The organism is Pseudoalteromonas sp. S1727 (assembly GCF_005886375.1).
Classification (GTDB): domain Bacteria; phylum Pseudomonadota; class Gammaproteobacteria; order Enterobacterales; family Alteromonadaceae; genus Pseudoalteromonas; species Pseudoalteromonas haloplanktis.
Genome location: NZ_PNDT01000044.1, coordinates 1 through 19,734 on the forward strand (window position 1 = coordinate 1; position 19,734 = coordinate 19,734).

The 19,734-nt window shown below is 40.4% G+C and carries 14 protein-coding genes; 6 read left to right on the forward strand and 8 right to left on the reverse strand.

The window, feature by feature from the left end:
* Window positions 1-151: 151 nt before the first annotated feature.
* Window positions 152-355: a hypothetical protein gene (locus tag CWB85_RS23035; protein WP_493850945.1), complete on the reverse strand. Its 204-nt coding sequence runs from the start codon at window positions 353-355 to the stop codon at window positions 152-154.
* Window positions 356-454: 99 nt separating this feature from the next.
* The gene (locus tag CWB85_RS11750) at window positions 455-1,639 is read right to left on the reverse strand and encodes a BaiN/RdsA family NAD(P)/FAD-dependent oxidoreductase (RefSeq protein ID WP_138554980.1); all 1,185 of its coding nucleotides are present in this window, start codon (window positions 1,637-1,639) and stop codon (window positions 455-457) included.
* Between the two features lie 326 nt (window positions 1,640-1,965).
* Here CWB85_RS11750 and CWB85_RS11755 point away from each other — a divergent pair, with 326 nt between their 5' ends.
* On the forward strand, window positions 1,966-4,089 hold the full coding sequence (locus tag CWB85_RS11755) for a S8 family peptidase (RefSeq protein ID WP_138554981.1): 2,124 nt from the start codon (window positions 1,966-1,968) through the stop codon (window positions 4,087-4,089).
* 96 nt (window positions 4,090-4,185) lie between these two features.
* Here the strand turns inward: CWB85_RS11755 and CWB85_RS11760 are convergent, their stop codons facing one another.
* The 5 genes from CWB85_RS11760 to prlC form a co-directional block, all read right to left on the reverse strand.
* On the reverse strand, window positions 4,186-4,659 hold the full coding sequence (locus CWB85_RS11760; protein WP_138554982.1) for a peroxiredoxin: 474 nt from the start codon (window positions 4,657-4,659) through the stop codon (window positions 4,186-4,188).
* A gap of 98 nt (window positions 4,660-4,757) precedes the next feature.
* Window positions 4,758-6,683 carry a methyl-accepting chemotaxis protein gene (locus tag CWB85_RS11765; RefSeq protein WP_138554983.1) on the reverse strand — a complete coding sequence of 642 codons (1,926 nt, stop codon included), beginning with the start codon at window positions 6,681-6,683 and terminating at the stop codon, window positions 4,758-4,760.
* Between the two features lie 120 nt (window positions 6,684-6,803).
* Window positions 6,804-7,559 carry a class I SAM-dependent methyltransferase gene (locus CWB85_RS11770; protein ID WP_138554984.1) on the reverse strand — a complete coding sequence of 252 codons (756 nt, stop codon included), beginning with the start codon at window positions 7,557-7,559 and terminating at the stop codon, window positions 6,804-6,806.
* Window positions 7,560-7,616: 57 nt separating this feature from the next.
* Window positions 7,617-8,795, reverse strand: a complete 1,179-nt coding sequence (locus tag CWB85_RS11775; protein ID WP_138554985.1) for a response regulator — start codon at window positions 8,793-8,795, stop codon at window positions 7,617-7,619.
* Window positions 8,796-8,944: 149 nt separating this feature from the next.
* Window positions 8,945-11,005 carry an oligopeptidase A gene (gene prlC, locus CWB85_RS11780; RefSeq protein WP_138554986.1) on the reverse strand — a complete coding sequence of 687 codons (2,061 nt, stop codon included), beginning with the start codon at window positions 11,003-11,005 and terminating at the stop codon, window positions 8,945-8,947.
* 126 nt (window positions 11,006-11,131) lie between these two features.
* On the opposite strand from prlC, the gene gorA reads away from it, so the two are divergent.
* From gorA to CWB85_RS11805, 5 genes are all read left to right on the forward strand, one after another.
* Window positions 11,132-12,490 (forward strand): glutathione-disulfide reductase, encoded by a 1,359-nt coding sequence (gene gorA / locus CWB85_RS11785; protein WP_138554987.1) that lies wholly within the window; start codon window positions 11,132-11,134, stop codon window positions 12,488-12,490.
* Between the two features lie 93 nt (window positions 12,491-12,583).
* Entirely contained in the window at window positions 12,584-13,810 is a 1,227-nt protein-coding gene (locus tag CWB85_RS11790; protein WP_138554988.1) for a tyrosine-type recombinase/integrase, read from the forward strand.
* On the forward strand, window positions 13,807-15,510 hold the full coding sequence (locus CWB85_RS11795) for a hypothetical protein (protein WP_138554989.1): 1,704 nt from the start codon (window positions 13,807-13,809) through the stop codon (window positions 15,508-15,510). The genes CWB85_RS11790 and CWB85_RS11795 overlap by 4 nt, the downstream gene beginning before the upstream one ends.
* Window positions 15,511-15,519: 9 nt before the next feature.
* Window positions 15,520-17,607 (forward strand): integrase, encoded by a 2,088-nt coding sequence (locus CWB85_RS11800; RefSeq protein WP_138554990.1) that lies wholly within the window; start codon window positions 15,520-15,522, stop codon window positions 17,605-17,607.
* 20 nt (window positions 17,608-17,627) lie between these two features.
* A complete protein-coding gene (locus CWB85_RS11805; RefSeq protein WP_249314849.1) occupies window positions 17,628-18,023 on the forward strand; it encodes a hypothetical protein in 396 nt (131 codons plus the stop codon).
* A gap of 349 nt (window positions 18,024-18,372) precedes the next feature.
* On the opposite strand, the gene CWB85_RS11810 is transcribed toward CWB85_RS11805, so the two are convergent.
* Window positions 18,373-19,689, reverse strand: coding sequence for an STAS-like domain-containing protein (locus CWB85_RS11810; protein ID WP_138554992.1), 1,317 nt, complete (start codon window positions 19,687-19,689; stop codon window positions 18,373-18,375).
* Window positions 19,690-19,734 lie beyond the last annotated feature (45 nt).

Below are 19,734 nucleotides of genomic sequence, written 5' to 3' on the forward strand. Positions count from 1 at the left end.
AACGAGTTTCGAGCTATGAATCCTAGCTCCTAGTCTTTAATGGTTGTAGGAGAGCGCTTTAGCGCCGATGAGCTTTAACACATAACCAAAAACAATCACGGCTAAAGCCTGTTCCCACAAAAGCCAAGACACCTAGCCCCTAGTCTCTTCCCTAGCGCCTAGCACCTTTAACCTCTTCAATACGCTGTGTCCCGAAACTTCCCCTGTTCGCATAAGCAGGTAAAAAAGCATTTTCAGTCTGACAAAGGCACCAATAAGTATTTAAAAGCCGGGAAATGTTCTTTCGGTCTACTCCCTTTCGCTTTGCACATTTAGTTAATCCCGACATTAAACACAACATAATCTTTGCCTGCATTTACAACATTCACTGAGTATAGACAGTAAAAACCATAGGGGCAGAGTATTGTTTAAAGTATCCCTTACAGGCAAACTCTATTGTCACTCTACACACAAATTAACAATACTGCCCCGCTGCGAAGCCGCAGCTCCACGCGTACTGAAAATTGTACCCTCCTAACCAACCTGTTACGTCGGTTACTTCCCCAATAAAGTACAGGCCTTGGGATTTTTTTGCTTCAAATGTTTTTGAGCTGAGTTCGTCGGTGTCTACCCCGCCAAGTGTAACCTCGGCGGTGCGATAACCTTCTGTGCCATTTGGTTTAATTTGCCAGTTATGAATGTAATTAGCTAGCTCGTCAATTTGACTATGGGTAAGCTGGTTTACATTGCAGTCTGGGATGGCTTTGCTCTCGTGTAGTATTTCAATAAAGCGTTTAGGTAAAATAGTGGCAAGGCTATTTTTTAATGATTTTTGCGCTTGAGTTTCTCGCCATGTGGCTAATTGCGCTTTTAAATCAAGTTCTGGTAACAGGTTAATAGTCACCGCCTGCCCTGCGCGCCAAAACGAGCTAATTTGTAAAATAGCGGGGCCTGATAAACCACGGTGAGTAAACAAGATATTTTCTTTAAAGCGGGTGCCGTCTTCACTACTGACAATGCATGGAATACTAATACCTGATAGCCCTTCAAAGCGGTCTTTGTCATGTTGATGCAAAGTAAAAGGCACCAGTGCTGCCATGGTCGGTAATACTTTTAAGCCAAATTGCTCTGCAATTTTATAGCCTATTGGTGTTGCGCCGAGTTTTGGCATAGTTAAACCACCCGCTGCAACTACGAGGGATTCACAACAGAATGCCCCTTGCTCGGTGCTCACAAGGTAACCTGTACCCATTTTTTCAACACGCAACACTTCATTACGCAGCGCAATGTTAACGCCGGCCCATTCACATTCGGTAAGTAAAATATCAACAATATCTTGCGCGCTGTTGTCGCAAAATAATTGCCCGAGGGTTTTATGGTGATATGCCAAACCATGTCTGTCCACCAGCTCAATAAAATCATGCTGGGTATAGCGGCTCAAACAAGATTTGACAAAATGTGGATTACCACATAAGTAGTTTTCTGGGCTGGCATTTTCGTTAGTAAAATTACAACGCCCGCCGCCACTAATAAGAATTTTACGACCTGGCTTTTTGCCCATATCAAGCACTGTAACACTGCGGCCACGGTAACCTGCTTGCGCTGCACACATTAAACCTGCGGCACCGGCACCGATCACTATTACATCTACTTGGGTCATTTGTTCATCTCATCAGGAAATTTTTGCAATTGTAGCAAATTTAAAAGTACAAACTGAGCGGTATTTCACTATTTAATTATTAACAATAAAGTGTGAAAAAATAAATGCACCTTCTATCACCTTACAAATTAATTAATACTTTATAACCAATAAACCTGCATTATAAAAACCATAAATGCGTATTTAGCCATATAAACATCCTGATATAACTAAAATAGAGACAGTAATAATAAAACGTTATTTTAACTATTTTAACAGATCATTTACCTTTGTTCCCCTTCTCGATAATCAATCGCGAAGCAAACCATAACAATCTAGGGATCATTATGACAACAACAAAATTTAAAAAATGTGCGATAGCACTAACATTAGGCACGCTGTTTGGTGCCACTACGAGTATCGCAAATCCAAGCCAAGCGTTTATGCCATCAATGGCTGAAACGGCAGCAAAACTGCAAGGCCAAGACCCACTAGGTACTCGCTTTATTATCAAATATAAAAATAATAGCAGCGAAATGGCAACGCTTTCGGCAGCAGAGACTAGCCCACTAATGATGAACAAAAAAGCACAGGGCTTTGTGAAAAACTTTACCAGTAAAAAAGGTAAAGTGAAGGCACAATACGTTCGTGCCATGGCTTTAAGCAACCACCATGTAATGCGTGCAGATAAAAAATTAAGCCCAGATGAAGCGCAAGAATATATGCAGGAAGTCATTGCATCTGGCAATGTTGAATACATTGAAATTGACCAAATGTTAAAGCCATTCGCCACCCCAAATGATCCTATGTATGCGGATCAATGGCATTACTATGAGCAAGCTGGCGGTTTAAACCTGCCAACAGCATGGGATACTGCTACTGGTAGCGGTGTAACCGTTGCGGTGCTCGATACGGGTTACCGTCCACATATTGATCTTAACGCCAATATTTTACCTGGCTACGATATGATCTCTGACACCTTTGTTGCTAATGATGGTGGCGCACGCGATAGTGATGCTCGCGATCCAGGTGATGCGATCAGTGCTAACGAATGTGGTTATACTCATGGTGCACAAAGCTCTAGCTGGCACGGCACTCACGTGGCAGGTACAGTTGCTGCAGTAACAAATAATGGCGAAGGTGTTGCGGGTGTTGCTTACGACGCGAAAGTAGTACCAGTGCGGGTACTTGGTAAATGCGGTGGTTTAACATCAGATATTGCTGACGGGATTATTTGGGCATCAGGCGGCTCTGTATCTGGTGTACCTGCAAATGCGAACCCTGCTGATGTTATCAACATGAGTTTAGGCGGTAGCGGTTCGTGTAGCTCAACCACACAATCTGCTATTAACCAAGCGCGTAATAACGGCACAGTGATTGTAATTGCCGCAGGTAACGATAACGACAACGCTAACAACTACAACCCTGGTAACTGTAGTGGCGTAGTCAATGTTGCTTCGGTTGGTCGTAATGGCGGTCGTGCTTATTATTCTAACTATGGAACATCTATCGATGTTGCAGCACCGGGTGGCGCACAAAGCTTTGCGAATGACTCGGAGGGTGTGCTTTCAACTCATAACTCAGGCTCATCAAGCCCTTCAAGTGATAGCTACCACTACTCACAAGGCACATCAATGGCAGCGCCGCACGTTGCAGGTGTTGCTGCATTAATTAAACAGGCTAAGCCAAATGCAACGCCTGACGAAATTGAGAGCATTTTAAAATCAACCACACGTTCGTTTGCCGCATCATGTAATAACTGTGGTACTGGTATTGTTGATGCCGCCGCCGCTGTTGCTGCTGCTGGAGGAACAACACCGCCACCACCAACAGGTAATGAATTAGTTGATGGCCAAGCACTAACCAACCTAAGTGGTAGTGCAAGCAGTACTACATTCTATACGATGACCGTACCAAGTGGCGCTGCAAATGTTACTTTCACTATGAGTGGCGGTAGTGGCGATGCAGATATGTATGTACGTGCAGGCAGCGCACCAACAACATCAACCTATGATTGTCGCCCATATAAAAATGGCAATAACGAAGAGTGCTCTATCGATAACCCAACAGCAGGAACATATCATGTCATGCTCAATGGTTACTCAGCTTACGCAAATGTGAGTTTAGTCGGTAATTTAACAACCTCTGGTGGTACAGGTAACCCACAAGCAGGTGGTGGCACGGTTGAAAACGTATCTGCAAGTGCCGGTCAGTGGAAACACTACACTTTAGATGTCCCAGCAGGTATGGCAAGCTTTACCGTTACGACCTCTGGTGGCTCGGGTGATGCTGATTTATTCGTTAAATTTGGCAGTCAACCAACCAGCTCTAGCTATGATTGCCGCCCATATAAAAATGGTAACGCTGAAACATGTACATTCAGTAATCCACAAGCGGGAACTTGGCACCTGAGTGTAAATGCATATAAAACCTTTGCCGGTTTAACGCTTGACGCGCAATACCAACCTTAAGAACTAAAAACGCGAGTGTCTGTATAACTGGCACTCGCGCTTTGGTAAACCAGTTTCCCCTGGTGATTTTTAGCCGAGCTTTGCTCGGCTTTTTTATTATAGCTTTTCTAATACCGCTTCTGCACGGCTGACTACAAACTCTTTATCTTGTTCAACAAACAAACCAGTAACAGTTTGATCTTCAACAATCATCGCATAACGGGTTGAACGAACACCACCAAAACCAGCAGTGTCTTTGTCTAAACCAAGTGCTTTGGTAAAACTCGCATCACCATCAGCAAGCATTTGAATATGCTCGGCATTGTGTGCTTCACCCCACGCCTTCATAACAAATGCATCGTTCACTGATACGCAGTAAATAGCGTCGACACCTTTCGCTTTTATTTTATCTGCAAGCGTAATAAATTCAGGCAAATGTGCATTTGAACAGGTTGGTGTAAATGCCCCTGGAACGGCAAATAGCACCACTTTTTTAGCCGCGAATAAATCGTCATTAGTCAGTGTTTGCATACCCTCGTCGGTTAATTGCGTAAGACTAATTGCTGGTAATACTTGGCCTTGAGAAATCATAATATTTCCTTTTAAAGTAATAGGTTCTGAACGCCTTCAAAATAGCACAAAAGTGCCTGCTACCCTAACACCTAAAAACGAGTAGCTTGCAACCAAAGTTACAACCCCAAACTACTACGAATTGTGTGCATTTGCTGTTGTAAACGTTGATGAATATCTGCCACTAATAGGCTTGACTCACTCACTTGGCCTTTCATGCTTTGCATTGACTGGCTAAAATTATCCAACAATGCATTTTGTTGTTTTGCTAACTCCATTGCTTCAAATGCGACTTTATTAGCGTCTTGGGCGTTATCGGCGACCCCTTCTGAATTACGTTTTAGTTCTTGCGCATTCTTGGTCTGTAATTGAGCGTCATCGGCCAGTGCTGATATTTGCGTTGATACCATGGTTGAATTTTCACTCAAGAGGTTTAGCTGGCTATTAATATCACTCAGTGAACCTTGGGTTTGACGAGCCAACTTACGTACTTCATCCGCTACCACAGCAAAACCACGGCCATGCTCTCCAGCACGAGCAGATTCAATTGCCGCATTGAGCGCCAATAAATTGGTTTGATCAGCAATATTGCGGATCATCTCAATAACTTGTCCAACATCTTGTACGCCGCTGAGTAGTTCTTGTAGGCTATGTAAACCTTGATCGACACGTTGTTGCGTATTCGAACTAGCACTTAACATATTCTGTGCAAAGCCTAAGCTTTGCTCCATTGCTGAAAAGGTGTGCTTCGCGTTATCTGCTACTTTGCCGTTTATATCATTAACTTGTTCACCAATATGTTGAATATCCGTTAGTAACCCTTGGTTTTGCTCCACTTGATGGTGACTGGCATCAGTTTGCTCACTTATTGTTTGTAAGTGCTCGCTCATCTCTTGCATAAAGTCATTAATCACCTTTAGCATTTGTGCCCGCTCATCTGCCTCGAGGCGCTGGCGCTCAATTAACTGATTGAAGTAATGAGCAATTTCACCCACTTCCGTTTTTGGGTTTTTACTTTCTATATTTTTTAACTCATTACTTTCAATTAAAAATGCAAACCCATCCCGTAACTGGCGAAGTGGTGCTAATACTTGATTTCGCTGTACAAAATAAACCCCAATAGCTAATACCACTAACATGCTAATAGCAATACAAAACACCACTAGCACTTGCTGTTTTAACGTACCTTGTTGAATTTTAAGTTGTTGCTCGGCGTTAATAACCGTCTCAGAAAGCGTGCTAATTTGTTTGCGCATGGCTTGCATACCAATTTGACGTTGCTGAGCTTGTGCAATGGTATTTTCTAAATCACGTGGATAACGGTTTGGCCAACTGCTTAGTTCGGCTTTAATTTCGTCAGCTAAATCTTCGGCTTCTTCATCAAAAAATAAACTATCTTCTTCAACTTCACTCATTACGCCTAAGTTTTCAAGACTTGCTATTTGTTGTGCTAAACGATTTAAGTTAGTAATACTTTGCTGCAAATTAGCTTGCGTATCTTGATCAAAGCTCAGCAATAATTGATATGTAAATAACGACAAGTTAGTCACTTCACGATAGTAATCACTAGCAAGCTGATAATAATCAAGCGCATGTATATTTTGTTGCGCAGCTTTATTGGCATAACCAATTAAAGAAGACGCGGAGCCCGCCATTTGCCTAAGCGCGTTATCCAGTAATGCAGTTTCATTACCGGAAAGTTTACCCAACGCACGATATTTACCGTTTATTTCCGTATCTAGCTGGGTTAATTGCGTATCCAACTGCTGCTTTAAGTCACTAGGTAAAATAGCCAACTGAGTGCTTTTTACTTGGCTAATTAAATCTGACGCTTGCCCTAAATACAGACTATCGCCCTGAGCTAAATAATCTTCAAGTAAGCCTTTTAAATCGACGAGTATTTTATTTTTTAATTGATTATAAGAATGGTCTTGCTGTTCAAGTTTAACTAATGTTTGACTTGCCCAGAACAGAGTGCCGCCTAATAGCAGGCTGGCTAATGCCAACAATATAGCTAATAGCCGAGTAAATGATGACACGCGCATGAAATTCAATTCCTCTAAATAACTGCGCGTACACTATTAACTATTTATGACAATTTAATGAAAAGCCGCATTAAACACTGATGGTTAATGAGATTAAATTTAAAATATACGAATAAAGGACTACACCATTGCCGCTTTTACGTATACATCGAATCTGTTTTTCTTGGTTGTGATTTGCATGCTTGGAGTTTTATTATTTAAAAACGGTGCGTAGTCGGGGCGCTTAACAACAACTCGTTTACTGGCAAGTGGATAGGCAAATTCAAGTAAATCATCGGCATCGTTATCTGCGCCGACTAAATCCTGGAACACCCGCATTTCTTTTTTAACCAGTGCTGATTTTTCACGATGGGGGAACATAGGGTCAAGGTAAACCACATCTGGCATACTCTCACATTGTGCAAGTAAGGTATGACTAGAGCCAAATACTAAGCTCATGTTTTGCTTCATCCACGAGCCAATTTCAATATCGTTATAAGCACGTTGTAAGCCATCATAAAGCAATGCGGCAACAACAGGATGGCGTTCATGTAAAATCACCTTACAACCCAGTGATGCCAAAACAAAGCCATCACGGCCAAGGCCAGCTGTGGCATCGAGCACAACCGGCGTTGCGCCTTTATTTAAACCTACCGCTTTGGCGATAGATTGCCCTTTACCGCCCCCAAATTTACGACGATGAGCAACAGCCCCCGTCACAAAATCAACACTGATAGCGCCAAGCTTTGGTTCATCGGTTTTACGCAGGCTGAGCCCTTGATCATCATAATGTAATGAAAAGCCAGCCGTGTTTGCCGCCCATTCAGCCAGCCCAAAACGCTGCTCGATTTCATTGAGATAAGGACGTACTTCTTTAAAAGGACACTGTATAACCAAAATAAACTCCGACCGTAAATAGCCCGCGAAGTATATCAACTGCTCAGCGTCATAGCACTAAAATAGCTCAATATCGGTTTGTGATGTAACGTCTTGAGTGTGTTCGGGGCTAGCAATTTTACTTAAACTGTCGATCAACTCACTACGCGAATCAATAATATGATTAAGCTGATGTTCAATAAAAGTTAAATCATCATTCAAGGTAGCTAACTGTAACTGCGTTTGCTCTAACTGCGCTATGTGTGATGTTAATGCCTGATCATCGGCAGCGCAGCTTTGTTGCAACAGTATGCGTAACTCTGCCAGCTGGGTTGCCAATACTGCGACTGTGCTTTCACGCGCTTCACTGCTGCCAAACAGTTGCGAGGCAAGCTCATTAAAGGCATTACCCACAGTGTGCGCTTGGGCTAGCGCTTTTTCGTTTACTTCCATATCTTGAATTTTCGCGTTAGTGACTTCCAAAATATGCGGGAATAAATCTTTATAACGGCCATACAGTGCCACATCATCAAGGGGCATGTTTTTAATTAGAATAGACACTTTAGGGTAATTAATTATCGTGCGGCTGCTAAAGTCAACAAACCGGTTTGAATAACGGTGCTTTTCTAGCAGCTCTTGCTCTAATGGGCAAACGCCGCCATCATCAGTACACACCACTCCCACATCTTGATACCAAAAAGCCACCACCACATCGAGGTTTAACGGCCGGAAAAACTCAAAAAAATAGCTCGATAATGATTGCAGATCATGCGCGTGATACGTTTGCCCAACATATCGCATGATACGGCCCATATCGCCTGAATCTGTCATAGCTATTTCAGCGGTGATCTGCGCTCGCTCAACATCATTTTTTAACTTTATTGAATGCTGGCGGTACTGGTATAACACCCTAATGCGTGCCATTAATTCTTCGGCATTAAAGGGTTTAACAATGTAATCTGCGGCCCCTGCGTTATAGCCTTTAACGCGCTCTGGTAACTCACTCTTGCCAGATAAAAACATTACGGGGATATCTTTAGTCTGCTCATTATTTTTTAGTTCAGTACATACTTGATAACCGCTTTTACCGGGCATTTCTACATCCAGTAAAATAATGTCGGGATTATATTTTAGTGCTTGTCTGAGTCCATCATCACCATTTTTAGCATGTATTAGCTGACAAAAACCTGCTAATGATTCTTCAATTACATGGTGAACGTACTTATCGTCATCAATCGCCAGTACCAGTTTTGTCATGCCCCATTCCTTTTTATTAATTACTTAAAAAGCATAGTACGGAGCTATTATTTTGCGACAATTTATTAGAATTCATCATCACACAGGTTAAATTAAACAATAAAAAAGCGCCAAACGGCGCTTTTAAAACAACTTAATGTACATAGTGCTTATGCTGCTATACCACTGTGGCGCAGTAATGCCTCAACACTTGGCTCGCGGCCACGGAAGTTCTTAAATAATTCCATTGGCTCTTCACTACCGCCTTTTTCTAAAATATGTTGCATAAAGGCTTGGCCCGTTTCTGGATTAAAAATGCCCTCTTCTTCAAATTTAGAAAACGCATCAGCAGAAAGCACTTCAGCCCATTTATACGAGTAATAACCGGCGCTATAGCCACCAGCAAAAATATGGCTAAAACCATGTTGAAAACGGTTAAACTCCGGTGGTTTAACAACAGAGGTGTGACTACGTACTTCATCTAAGCGCGCTTGAATTTGGCATTCTTCACCCGCTTGGTAATCATTATGAATTCTAAAATCAAACAATGAAAATTCAATTTGACGTAACATTTGCATGCCTGAATTATAGTTTTTAGCTGCTAATAGCTTATCCAATAACTCTTTAGGTAATGGCTCGCCCGTCTCAAAATGGCCCGAAATAAAATTAAGTGCCTCTTCTTCATAACACCAGTTTTCTAAAAATTGACTTGGTAGCTCAACAGCATCCCAGGCAACACCATTAATACCAGCAACCGGTGCCGCTTCAACTTGCGTTAGCATGTGATGAATACCATGGCCAAACTCATGGAATAAAGTTGTTACTTCGTTATGCGTAAACAATGCAGGCTTATCGCCAACCGCTTTATTAAAGTTACACACTAAATAGGCTACAGGAGTTTGCAACTCGCCGTTCGCACGAACCTTGCGGCCCATACAATCATCCATCCACGCACCACCACGCTTGTGATCGCGTGCATATAAGTCGAGGTAAAAACGACCACGCAAGGTATTGCTGTTATCGTAGATTTCAAAGAAGCGTACATCTTTATGATAACTGTCAAACTCTTTTACTTCTTTTACTTCTTTTACGGTAATACCAAATAAACGATTTACTGTTTCAAACAAGCCGCTTAGCACTTTATCTGCTGGGAAATACGGACGCAGTACTTCGTCTGATATTGAGTATTTCTCTTGCTTTAGCTTTTCGCCATAATAGCCATAGTCCCACGCAGCAAGCTCGTCAATACCATGCTTATCTTTAGCATAAGCTTGTAACTCAGCGAGTTCTTGCTCTGCTTGCGGCTTAGATTTAGCGGCTAAATCTTCTAAGAATGAGAATACCTGCTCAGGTGTTTCAGCCATTTTAGTTGCCAGTGATTTTTCAGCGTAGCTGGCAAAACCTAACAATTGAGCTAACTCATGGCGTAGCGCCAGTTCTTCACTCATAATTGCTGAGTTATCAAATTCACCCGCGTTAGGACCTTGATCAGACGCACGGGTGACAAATGCCGTATACGTTTCTTCCCGTAACTCGCGGTTATCTGCATAAGTCATAATTGGCAAGTACGATGGGAAATCTAACGTAAACACCCAACCATCTAATTCTTTACTTGCAGCAGTATCTGCCGCCAGCGCTAATGCCGATTCAGGTAAACCCGCAAGTTCACTTTCATTGGTAATGTGTTTTTGCCAAGCCAAGGTGGCATCCATTACATTATTACCAAACTTTGCAGCCAGCTCAGATAAACGCGCACTAATTTCGCCATAACGTTTTTGCTGCTCTGGTGCCAAGGCAATACCTGAAAGCTCAAAATCGCGCAGTGCATTGGTGATCGTTTTTTGCTCTGCTGCGCTTAAGGTTTTAAATTCATCGCTATTATGCAACGCATTATACGCTTCATACAGACCTTGATGCTGACCAACATAAGTTGAATACTCAGAGATAAGCGGTAAACACTGTTCATAGGCTTCGCGTAGCTCATCAGAGTTTACCACTGAGTTCATGTGCGATACGGGAGAGAACATACGTGATAACTTATCATCCACTTCTTCAAGCGGTAACACTAAGTCTTGCCAAGTGAACGATTTATTAGCCAACACTTCATCTATTTTTGCACGGCACTCACTGATGCCCGCTTTGAGCGCTGGCACAACATGCTCAGGCTTGATTTTAGAAAATGGCGGTAAGCCTTCAAGGCCTATTAGTGGGTTATTTTGTAAATCGCTCATGTTAGCTCTCAAGTCGTTTCGAATATGATTTTTAAGTTGGGGCGTATCTGTTGAAATACAAGGGGCTTTTAACAGGTCTTGCTTATGCTATTATCAAACCAATTGATTTATTTTTGAGGAATAACTATGGCTCAGCATTTTGACTACATTGCAATTGGCGGCGGCAGCGGCGGTATAGGGTCGGCTAACCGAGCAGCAATGCGCGGCGCAAAAGTAGCGTTAATTGAAGCAAAACACATGGGCGGAACTTGTGTAAATGTCGGTTGCGTACCTAAGAAAGTAATGTGGCATGGCGCTCAAGTTGCTGAAGCAATTAACTTATATGCCCCTGATTACGGCTTTAATGTTGAAGTAAAAGACTTTAACTGGAGCAAATTAGTTGAAAGTCGTGAAGCTTACATAGGTCGCATTCATAAAGGCTATGATAATGGTCTTGCCAAAAACGGCGTTACCGTTATTAAAGGCTTCGCTAAATTTGTTGACAGTAAAACCGTTGAAGTAGACGGTGAGCTATACACAGCTGATCATATTTTAATTGCCGTAGGCGGTCGTCCTAGCATTCCAAACATTCCAGGTGCTGAACACGGTATTGATTCAAATGGCTTTTTTGAGCTGAATGAGCAGCCAAAACGCGTAGCCGTTGTTGGTGCAGGTTATATCGCGGTAGAAATTGCTGGTGTACTACATAGCTTAGGCACAGAAACCCACTTATTTGTTCGTAAAAATAAGCCACTGCGCACCTTTGACCCATACATCATCGATACCCTAGTTGATATTATGGCTAAAGAAGGGCCTACGTTACATACCGAATGTTCACCAAAAGAAGTAGTGAAAGAAAGCGATGGTAGCTTAACCATTCACTTTGAAAACGGTTACAGCCAAAACGTTGACCAAGTAATTTGGGCAATTGGCCGCACGCCAACGACTGATAAAATTAACCTTGAAGCCGCAGGCGTAGAAGTTAACGAAAGCGGTTATGTGAAAGTTGATGAGTACCAAAATACCACGGCTAAAAATGTCTACGCTGTGGGCGACATCATCGAAGGCGGTATTGAACTTACCCCGGTAGCGGTAAAAGCCGGTCGTACTTTATCAGAGCGCTTGTTTAATAAAGAGCTGCCAGATGATTTAAAAATGGATTACAGCCTAGTACCAACAGTGGTATTTAGCCATCCGCCAATTGGTACTATTGGATTAACTGAGCAAGAAGCGATTTCACAGTACGGCAACGAAAACGTAAAAGTGTATAAATCAACGTTTGCAGCTATGTACACCGCCGTTACTCAGCACCGTCAACCTTGTAACATGATGTTAGTGTGTGCAGGTGATGATGAAAAAGTAGTTGGCTTACACGGCTTAGGCTTTGCTGTTGATGAAATGATCCAAGGTTTTGCAGTAGCCATGAAAATGGGCGCCACCAAAGCAGACTTTGATGCCGTTGTAGCGATTCACCCAACTGGCTCAGAAGAGTTCGTTACTATGTAAATTTTTCTCTGGAAAAGTGAAACTTTACATTTGCTAACTCTGGAAAACGAACTAAGCTGACCAATTAACGTACGATTTTTGGTCAGCTTTTTTATGCTCACAATAGTTCAATCAGATGATTTTAAAACTGAGATCCAAACTCCTTTTTGCAAAACAAAATCAAGCATTCAGCTAAAAGGCTTTCCAACTTTTTATGAAGATGGTGAATACGTCATGCCAATAAACCTTTGGATGAATCACCTGATTAACGTTAAGCGCGCGAAAAACATCAATTCAAACGTTCGTGCCATAAGTCGATATTGGCGCTTTTTAAAAAGCTATAAACTCTCTTGGAAAGACTTTCCAACCATAAAGTCCAATAAGCCAACATACCTATTCAGAAATCAAGACTTATTGGCAGCAGTGAAAGCCGGTGAGCTAAATAGCTCAACAGCAGCTGTATATATGAACCATATTATCAAATTCTACGAGTGGGCGTATTACGAGAGGTTAATTAACTTCTCTAAGGAAAATAAACCATTTGAAGTAGAGTTTGTCAGCATCAAAACGACTGGGATGCTTGCGCATATCAATCGTAATTATGTTGTTAGAAGCTCAGATTTAAGGATCAGGGTACCAAGGCGTACACCAGAGCAAAGTTTAAACCCTCTCACTGAAGATGAGGTAAAATTATATTCGCGAGCACTCAAAGAACAATCAATTGAGTTCCAAATACATCAACTATTACAACTCATGTGCGGCCTTCGCATAGAAGAAGCCTGTACCTTCCCTACGAATCTAGTTAAAAGATGTGACCCGAATAAATACCATATTGAAGTTAGTATAGGACCTCACAACGGTGTACTCACAAAATTTGGCTCAGCCAGAACAATCGAAATTCCAACACTGTTAATGAACAAGATGCATCGCTACTTGATTAGTGAGCGTCGCCAGAAGAGAGAGTCTAAAACCGATAAACAGATTGCTGAATTATTAATTACCAATAGAGGTAAACCATATACTACAAATGCAATACAGCGTCACTTTAGTTTAACTCGTAATTACATATGCAATGAGCTAAATGCCCACTTTCGGCATAGAACTCACGATTTACGTGCAACTTACGGTACATTTCGTCTTGCATCCCTTTTAGACGAGAAAGTTGGGTTGTCACCATTCGATGCTATGTCATTAATCATGGGGTGGATGGGACATAAAGATGAGAAAACAACTTGGCGATACCTGAACTTTATAAACCGAAGCAAGGCATCGATACGTGCAGTTTGCTTTTTAGATCAAGTTATGGAGTCAGTTATCAATGAGCATGAGGATCTCCCGTGATTAATAAATCAAATTTAAATATCGACCTCAAGCTAAAATTGAACATCTATGGTGAGCAATTTGTGTTTACAGATTTTCAACGGTTTAGGTATAAAGGGGTACCTACTATTCACAAAATACATCACGGAACTTTACTTAACCGTGATGAACAAGTTATGAAGTGGTACCAAGCATTCAAGAGCAATACTGAATACACTGACACAACGCTACATTCATTGTACAGAACCTTCACTAAATACATAAAAGTCTGTGACCGTATTCCTGTAAATCCAGATTCAAGAGAGGGTATTTGTGCGTTTGAAACGGACTTAGTTCACAATGTCAGAATTAGCGCTAAGAGCTCAAACTCAGCAAAAGGTGAATTAAGTAACCTTCGAACAATAATGAGAATGATTGACCATCCCGTTGATGAATGGTTTTCTAAATTCAAACTATTTCGCAGCCAAACAAACCCCACTCAGGCCTATTCAGATACAGAACTTAAAACACTAATCAAGATTTTGCGAAGTCTATACACCCAGCTTTCGAAGCAAATACAAGCTTCTCCTAAAAAATACATTCAAGCAGGAAGAGGTAACCAATACGCGAGCTTTTCTTTTAATAAAATCGAAGTGCCTGTAAGTGGTGCTATTACCAAATGTTACTGTGCTGCATATTTCTTACTTGCCTATTACACATGGGCAAACGCTAGTACGATAAGAGATATGGGTATTCCCAAAGCTTCACAAAAGAAGGGACAGCAAGGTAAGTGGTTTGTGCAAACAGCGTTAAAGAAGAGAGCTAATAAATTTGTTACCATCGAGCTCGGCGATAATCTCAGCACAGACATACCAAAGCATGCGCTAAATTTTATTAATGACCTTATCACCCTTACACACGTTTTGTTTCCAGATGCCAATAGACTACTTCATCAATGTCTTAACGGGATAAATAAGCCCTTGTGCCCAACGCATATTCGTTCCAATATGAATTGGCTAATTAATATATTCGACTTGACTGATGACAATGGTCAACAACTGAGGCCGGAAGCAAAGCGTTTTAGAGCTACAGGAGCTTCAAATTACTTAGCACTCACAGGGAACTCACTCGAAACATCCATGTTGCTCAATAACACACCTGATGTAGTTCGAAAGCACTATAGCAGGGGTAACGAGTCAGAAAATAACGCCCAACTTCAAGCCACAGCTAACACCTTAGAAAATGCAATTAAATGTGGTGATATTAGTAGAGCACGAGAACAAACTCTTGAGCAAATGAATCTAGAAATACTACCCTATGATGAATTCGTAAACCGTTATGCTAAATCTGGCAATGGTCAAAAAACGCCCTTAGGTACAGGTTGCAAAGATCCCTTTGATAATCATGGTGACCGTTTTCGACGAAAGGCCTCTATCGATAGCGTTGATATGACCCATCTTGCCTGTGCAGACTTATTAAATTGCTTTTCCTGCCCAAATCAAGTGCTGGTTGAAGAAGTTGATGATATTTGGTGTTTATTGAGCTTTTACGAAGCGTTAGAGGATGCCAAAGAAGATCACCTTAACATGTCACACTTTAAAAACAATTTTGATCGAGTACTAAGAAAAATAAAGCAAGTGCTTTTTAGTATCGATTTAAAAGTGCGCAGGCAAGCTGAAAAAAAGTTACGTACAGTTGGCCGTCACCCATTTTGGCCCGATACGCTTAATCTAGTTTTATAAGAGGTGATTATGAGGCCACTACTAGCCACTCCAGAAGAAATTATAAAAGAGAATACAGCTCTTGTAGAACAAGCAATACAGTATTTTGAAAATAAGGATTGGGATAAGCTCAACAAGATCCCCGTAATGATTGATCAAAATGGTAATATAATAAGCTATTTTGGCGATAGCACTTGGGACTTGACGCACTATGTAGATGCTAGAATTGTCTCGAAAAAACGAGCATCATTTGCACACTTAACAACCACGTTACTATTACAAGAGCAAAAGTTACTCGCATTCCTTGGTTTATTTGCGGTTGGTACCCTAAGACAAGGAGCAACGATTAAAACTACAACATTCTTAGAGAGAAATCTCAATTTAACCCAAGTATATAAATACATAGAATCTATCAAAGCAGATTCGATTTGTGTTCTGAACCATCCCATACAGTTTTCTAGGTTTTGCGAATATTTAAAGTCACTTAAAATGAGTGGACCATATATTTCTAAACTCATTGTTGCATTAAATTGGATTCAGGCTGTAAGAAACCAAACCCCCATAAAACTATCATTACCTTTGACGACATCAATTACAGAATTAGGCCGTCAACTAGGCTGCCCAACTAAGTTAGAAAGCGAGCAATTTTATGCAATTCCATCACGCTTGATGCAACTCATATACACAAAGGCTATCGAGTATATAGATACTTACTACCCTATTCGAGATACATTCTTAGCTATCCATACCGAGCAGCAAGAAAATTATGAAATTGGTAAAGCGGCTGTTGATAACAAAATAAAATCAGGTCAATGGAACTGGTTAACATCTGACTCCCCTCACTACAAAGCTGAGATCACTAAAGCTAAACCCCAAACTTCTACCAATATACTTAAAAGCTATATTTCCAACGCCGATATAGAAATGTTAATTCCTAATGATGTAAGAAAATTCAATTGGTTATACTCCCACATTCTTACTTGCTGCTTTATAATCTGTGGTGCCTTTTCAGGCATGAGAAGAAGCGAGATTTATAGCTTACATCCTGATAGTTTCAAAAAGTTAAAACTAAAAGACCAAGTGTTTTATTCACTACAGTCCTACCATAGTAAAATGACCCCCGCAGTGCCGGAAAAAGCAGAATGGTTGACATCTCCAATAACTGGAAAAGCAATAGAACTAGCATCTTTACTGACACAAAATATGAGAACCCAGCTCATGCTCTCTGATGATAGAGTTGAAAATGAGAGAGCATCAAGTATTTGGTTAGTTCAAATGATAAAGAGCAGAAAACCAAACATACTTACAGGCCCACCTTTTGCTTTTCATCATAAGCGCTTGGTTGAAGAAGCTGGTGCTATTGTAAATGAGCAAGACTATGAAGAGTTTAAACTTCTAAATCCAAACCTAAACATACACGCTTACAAACAAAAAGTAGTTATAGGTAAACCTTGGGCTTTTACAACCCACCAACTCAGACGAACTTTTGCGGTGTTTGGCAAGCGTTATAATTTACTGTCTGATGTCGCAATTAAGCAGCAATACAAGCACCTGTATTTACCAATGGCACAGTGGTACTCAGAAGGCGGTGTTGCAGCCAAAATAAAACATGTAAAAGTGGATTCAGAACTCAATAATTTACTTCAAGAAGTAGATAGAGAAGTCACTACACAACTATTGCATCAGTGGTATAACTCAGATGACAAGCTATATGGTAAGAAAGGTATAGATGTTGTTAAAGATAGAGAAAATACCGCTGTTAAATACTCATCTTGGGATGCTCTTTATGCTCTAGTATCTGCTGGTAGAATATCTATTGCTGGTACACTTCACTCCTACTGCATGGCTGGTTATGAATGCAGAATGGAAAAGGTAGTATCACCAACCAACTGCTTTAACTGTGAAAACGTTGTTATAGACGAAACAAAAGCACACGCCTGGCAAAAACGACATCAGTGGATTGTTGAGACTATAACTGAAATGGAGGAGCATACTAAATTATCTCAATCACAGTTAAGCCATTTTATTACGCAATTGCGTGCAGCTGAAAAGGTAATGGACTACTTTGAGATAAGCTACACTCCATACAAACCCGAAATTGAGATCAGACAGCTTTGAGTAAGTCAGAGAATACAAGGTTGGAGCTTCTAAGTGCAATTGACAGGATACTTTCTGGCGATACAGTACGTATTGATGCCAAACGAGGTTTAAGTGCCATTGCAGTTGAGGAAGAAGCTAACCTTGGTAATGGCACAGCTTATTATTACGCAGACGTCATTGAAAAAATAAAACAACTAAAATCAAAAGCCATTACAAAAAAGCAAGCACAACAAAACTCTGATGTAACTAAGCTGCGTGAAAAGCTTGCCAACGAGAAACGGTTAAAAGAAAAATACCGAGCAGAAATAGCCAGCTTAAAAGAGCAAATGGCACAAATGGCTTCTACCCACAATGCTCTAGCGCTTTCAAATCACCAGCACTTAAAAAAGATAAATGATCTTGAGTCAGAGTTATTTTTACTGAAGAAAAATTAATATATCTTCAATTGCTTAAAGCATCGCCTAAAAAATGAAACAGTGCTAAATGAGATGTATACTGTTGAAATTAAATAATTAAAAAGTCAAATAACAGATATTGCAACTCAACATGAGGAGTTAGCACGAAGAATACACCAATTTTAAGTGTCTTAGTTAGGAACTAACAACGTGTAAAAGATAAAATAGTTAGTCTGTATTAGTTCAGACAAGTCACATCAAAAACAATATAATTTTTTATAAATTTAACTCAAAAAACGCTGCCACACAAAACATCCATCAAATCAACTTGTAACAGGAGTAAACCTAATGTCTATAAAATTGGTTCTTAATCAAGAGCAAACCTTATTCACTCGGTATTTTCATCCATAATAAAATCCACCGTCTCTCTAATATCTGGTGTTGCATTAACTATTTTGAATATTTTATACGCCCGCATGCCAGTCGACTTGATTGGTGATGCTAATAAAGCGCTTAAGAAACTATGTGGAGAACTTTCTATTCCTTTAAAATCTAAAAGAATTTTCTTTCCACTATCTAATGCAGGAAATATTTTATCTTCTTTAAAGCTTATGGCAGCTTCTTTATCTTCGGCAAAAAAGCCAAAGTAATTAGATATGTTCACATATAGCTGCTCTTTTTGCTCATTAGTATCAGCTTTATTTTGCTCTAATAAGGCCTCTTCGCGAAAACCACGAAGCATTTCCTCAAGTGAATGCTCAGCAGCTCCCTTATCAACTTTAATGGTTACAAGGACAAACGTGCCTGGCCAAAATGAATTTAATTTTTTGGAGGTAATGTCTCGGGGGGAAATATGAACGACGGCATCACCAGATATTATGTGCATTTCAGCATTCAAACGACGAATAATATTTGTAGATAAAAACAATCCAATGCCTGCATTATTTTTATCCCTATAAGGGTCATTAGTACCAAATGTGCCAGAAACCTTTGGCTTCATAGCTTTTAGGATTGCTTCTGCATGGTTTTCTTGTCCTGGGTAAGCTTGTTCTAAATGAGCTTTAATACCAATACCGTTATCCGCAATAATGAATGAAACCTCACTTTTGTTTTTGTACCAAGAAAATTGACAAAGCGAAGGTAAGGTACAAGTTTTTTTTCCATACTGATAATGAGATTGCCCATGTTCACGAGTGTTATATAAAAGTTCACTTAAAACATATCTTAATGTTTTGGTAAACTCGACATTAAAGTCATCAGTATAAGATTCAGCTGACTCTATGATTTTTTTAAAATCAGTATTATTTCTTAGTGCAAATAAAGGTTTATAGTTACTACCTTTAAAATTCAAATGCTCATGCATCATTACTGTAAATGTTCCACGCCCTCCAAGACTACGAAACATTTCACTAGCACCTTGAGTTGCTTCAGACTCTTTAAAAGTAACAGTGCAACGTTGTGATTTAAGTTTCCATGCATAAAGTACTATCAATGATAGCGCTTGATAGTTAGCACCGTAGCAATGGGTCATATCAATCAAAACGCGTTTATCTGTAATCGTCCAATCAAAGAAGCTTATAAATCGCTCAAAGTTATATATACCTTGATGCTTAAAACTAAAGCCATCTTGTAACTCTATAATTACTGCATCGTTACTACTTTTTAACTGTTTACTAAGATTCGCTAGTGTGTTGTTGCAATCCATTGTTTGGCCATTAATGTTAAGTACTTTTTTTATTATATAAGGAGA

Excerpts from the sequence above, each read along its gene's own strand:
- CWB85_RS11760 (WP_138554982.1), bottom strand. The coding sequence starts at position 4,659 with ATGATTTCTCAAGGCCAAGTATTACCAGCAATTAGTCTTACGCAATTA.
- CWB85_RS11750 (WP_138554980.1), bottom strand. The coding sequence starts at position 1,639 with ATGACCCAAGTAGATGTAATAGTGATCGGTGCCGGTGCCGCAGGTTTA.
- CWB85_RS11765 (WP_138554983.1), bottom strand. The coding sequence starts at position 6,683 with ATGCGCGTGTCATCATTTACTCGGCTATTAGCTATATTGTTGGCATTA.
- prlC (WP_138554986.1), bottom strand. The coding sequence starts at position 11,005 with ATGAGCGATTTACAAAATAACCCACTAATAGGCCTTGAAGGCTTACCG.
- CWB85_RS23035 (WP_493850945.1), bottom strand. The coding sequence starts at position 355 with ATGCAGGCAAAGATTATGTTGTGTTTAATGTCGGGATTAACTAAATGT.
- CWB85_RS11755 (WP_138554981.1), top strand. The coding sequence starts at position 1,966 with ATGACAACAACAAAATTTAAAAAATGTGCGATAGCACTAACATTAGGC.
- CWB85_RS11790 (WP_138554988.1), top strand. The coding sequence starts at position 12,584 with ATGCTCACAATAGTTCAATCAGATGATTTTAAAACTGAGATCCAAACT.
- gorA (WP_138554987.1), top strand. The coding sequence starts at position 11,132 with ATGGCTCAGCATTTTGACTACATTGCAATTGGCGGCGGCAGCGGCGGT.
- CWB85_RS11775 (WP_138554985.1), bottom strand. The coding sequence starts at position 8,795 with ATGACAAAACTGGTACTGGCGATTGATGACGATAAGTACGTTCACCAT.
- CWB85_RS11800 (WP_138554990.1), top strand. The coding sequence starts at position 15,520 with ATGAGGCCACTACTAGCCACTCCAGAAGAAATTATAAAAGAGAATACA.
- CWB85_RS11810 (WP_138554992.1), bottom strand. The coding sequence starts at position 19,689 with ATGGATTGCAACAACACACTAGCGAATCTTAGTAAACAGTTAAAAAGT.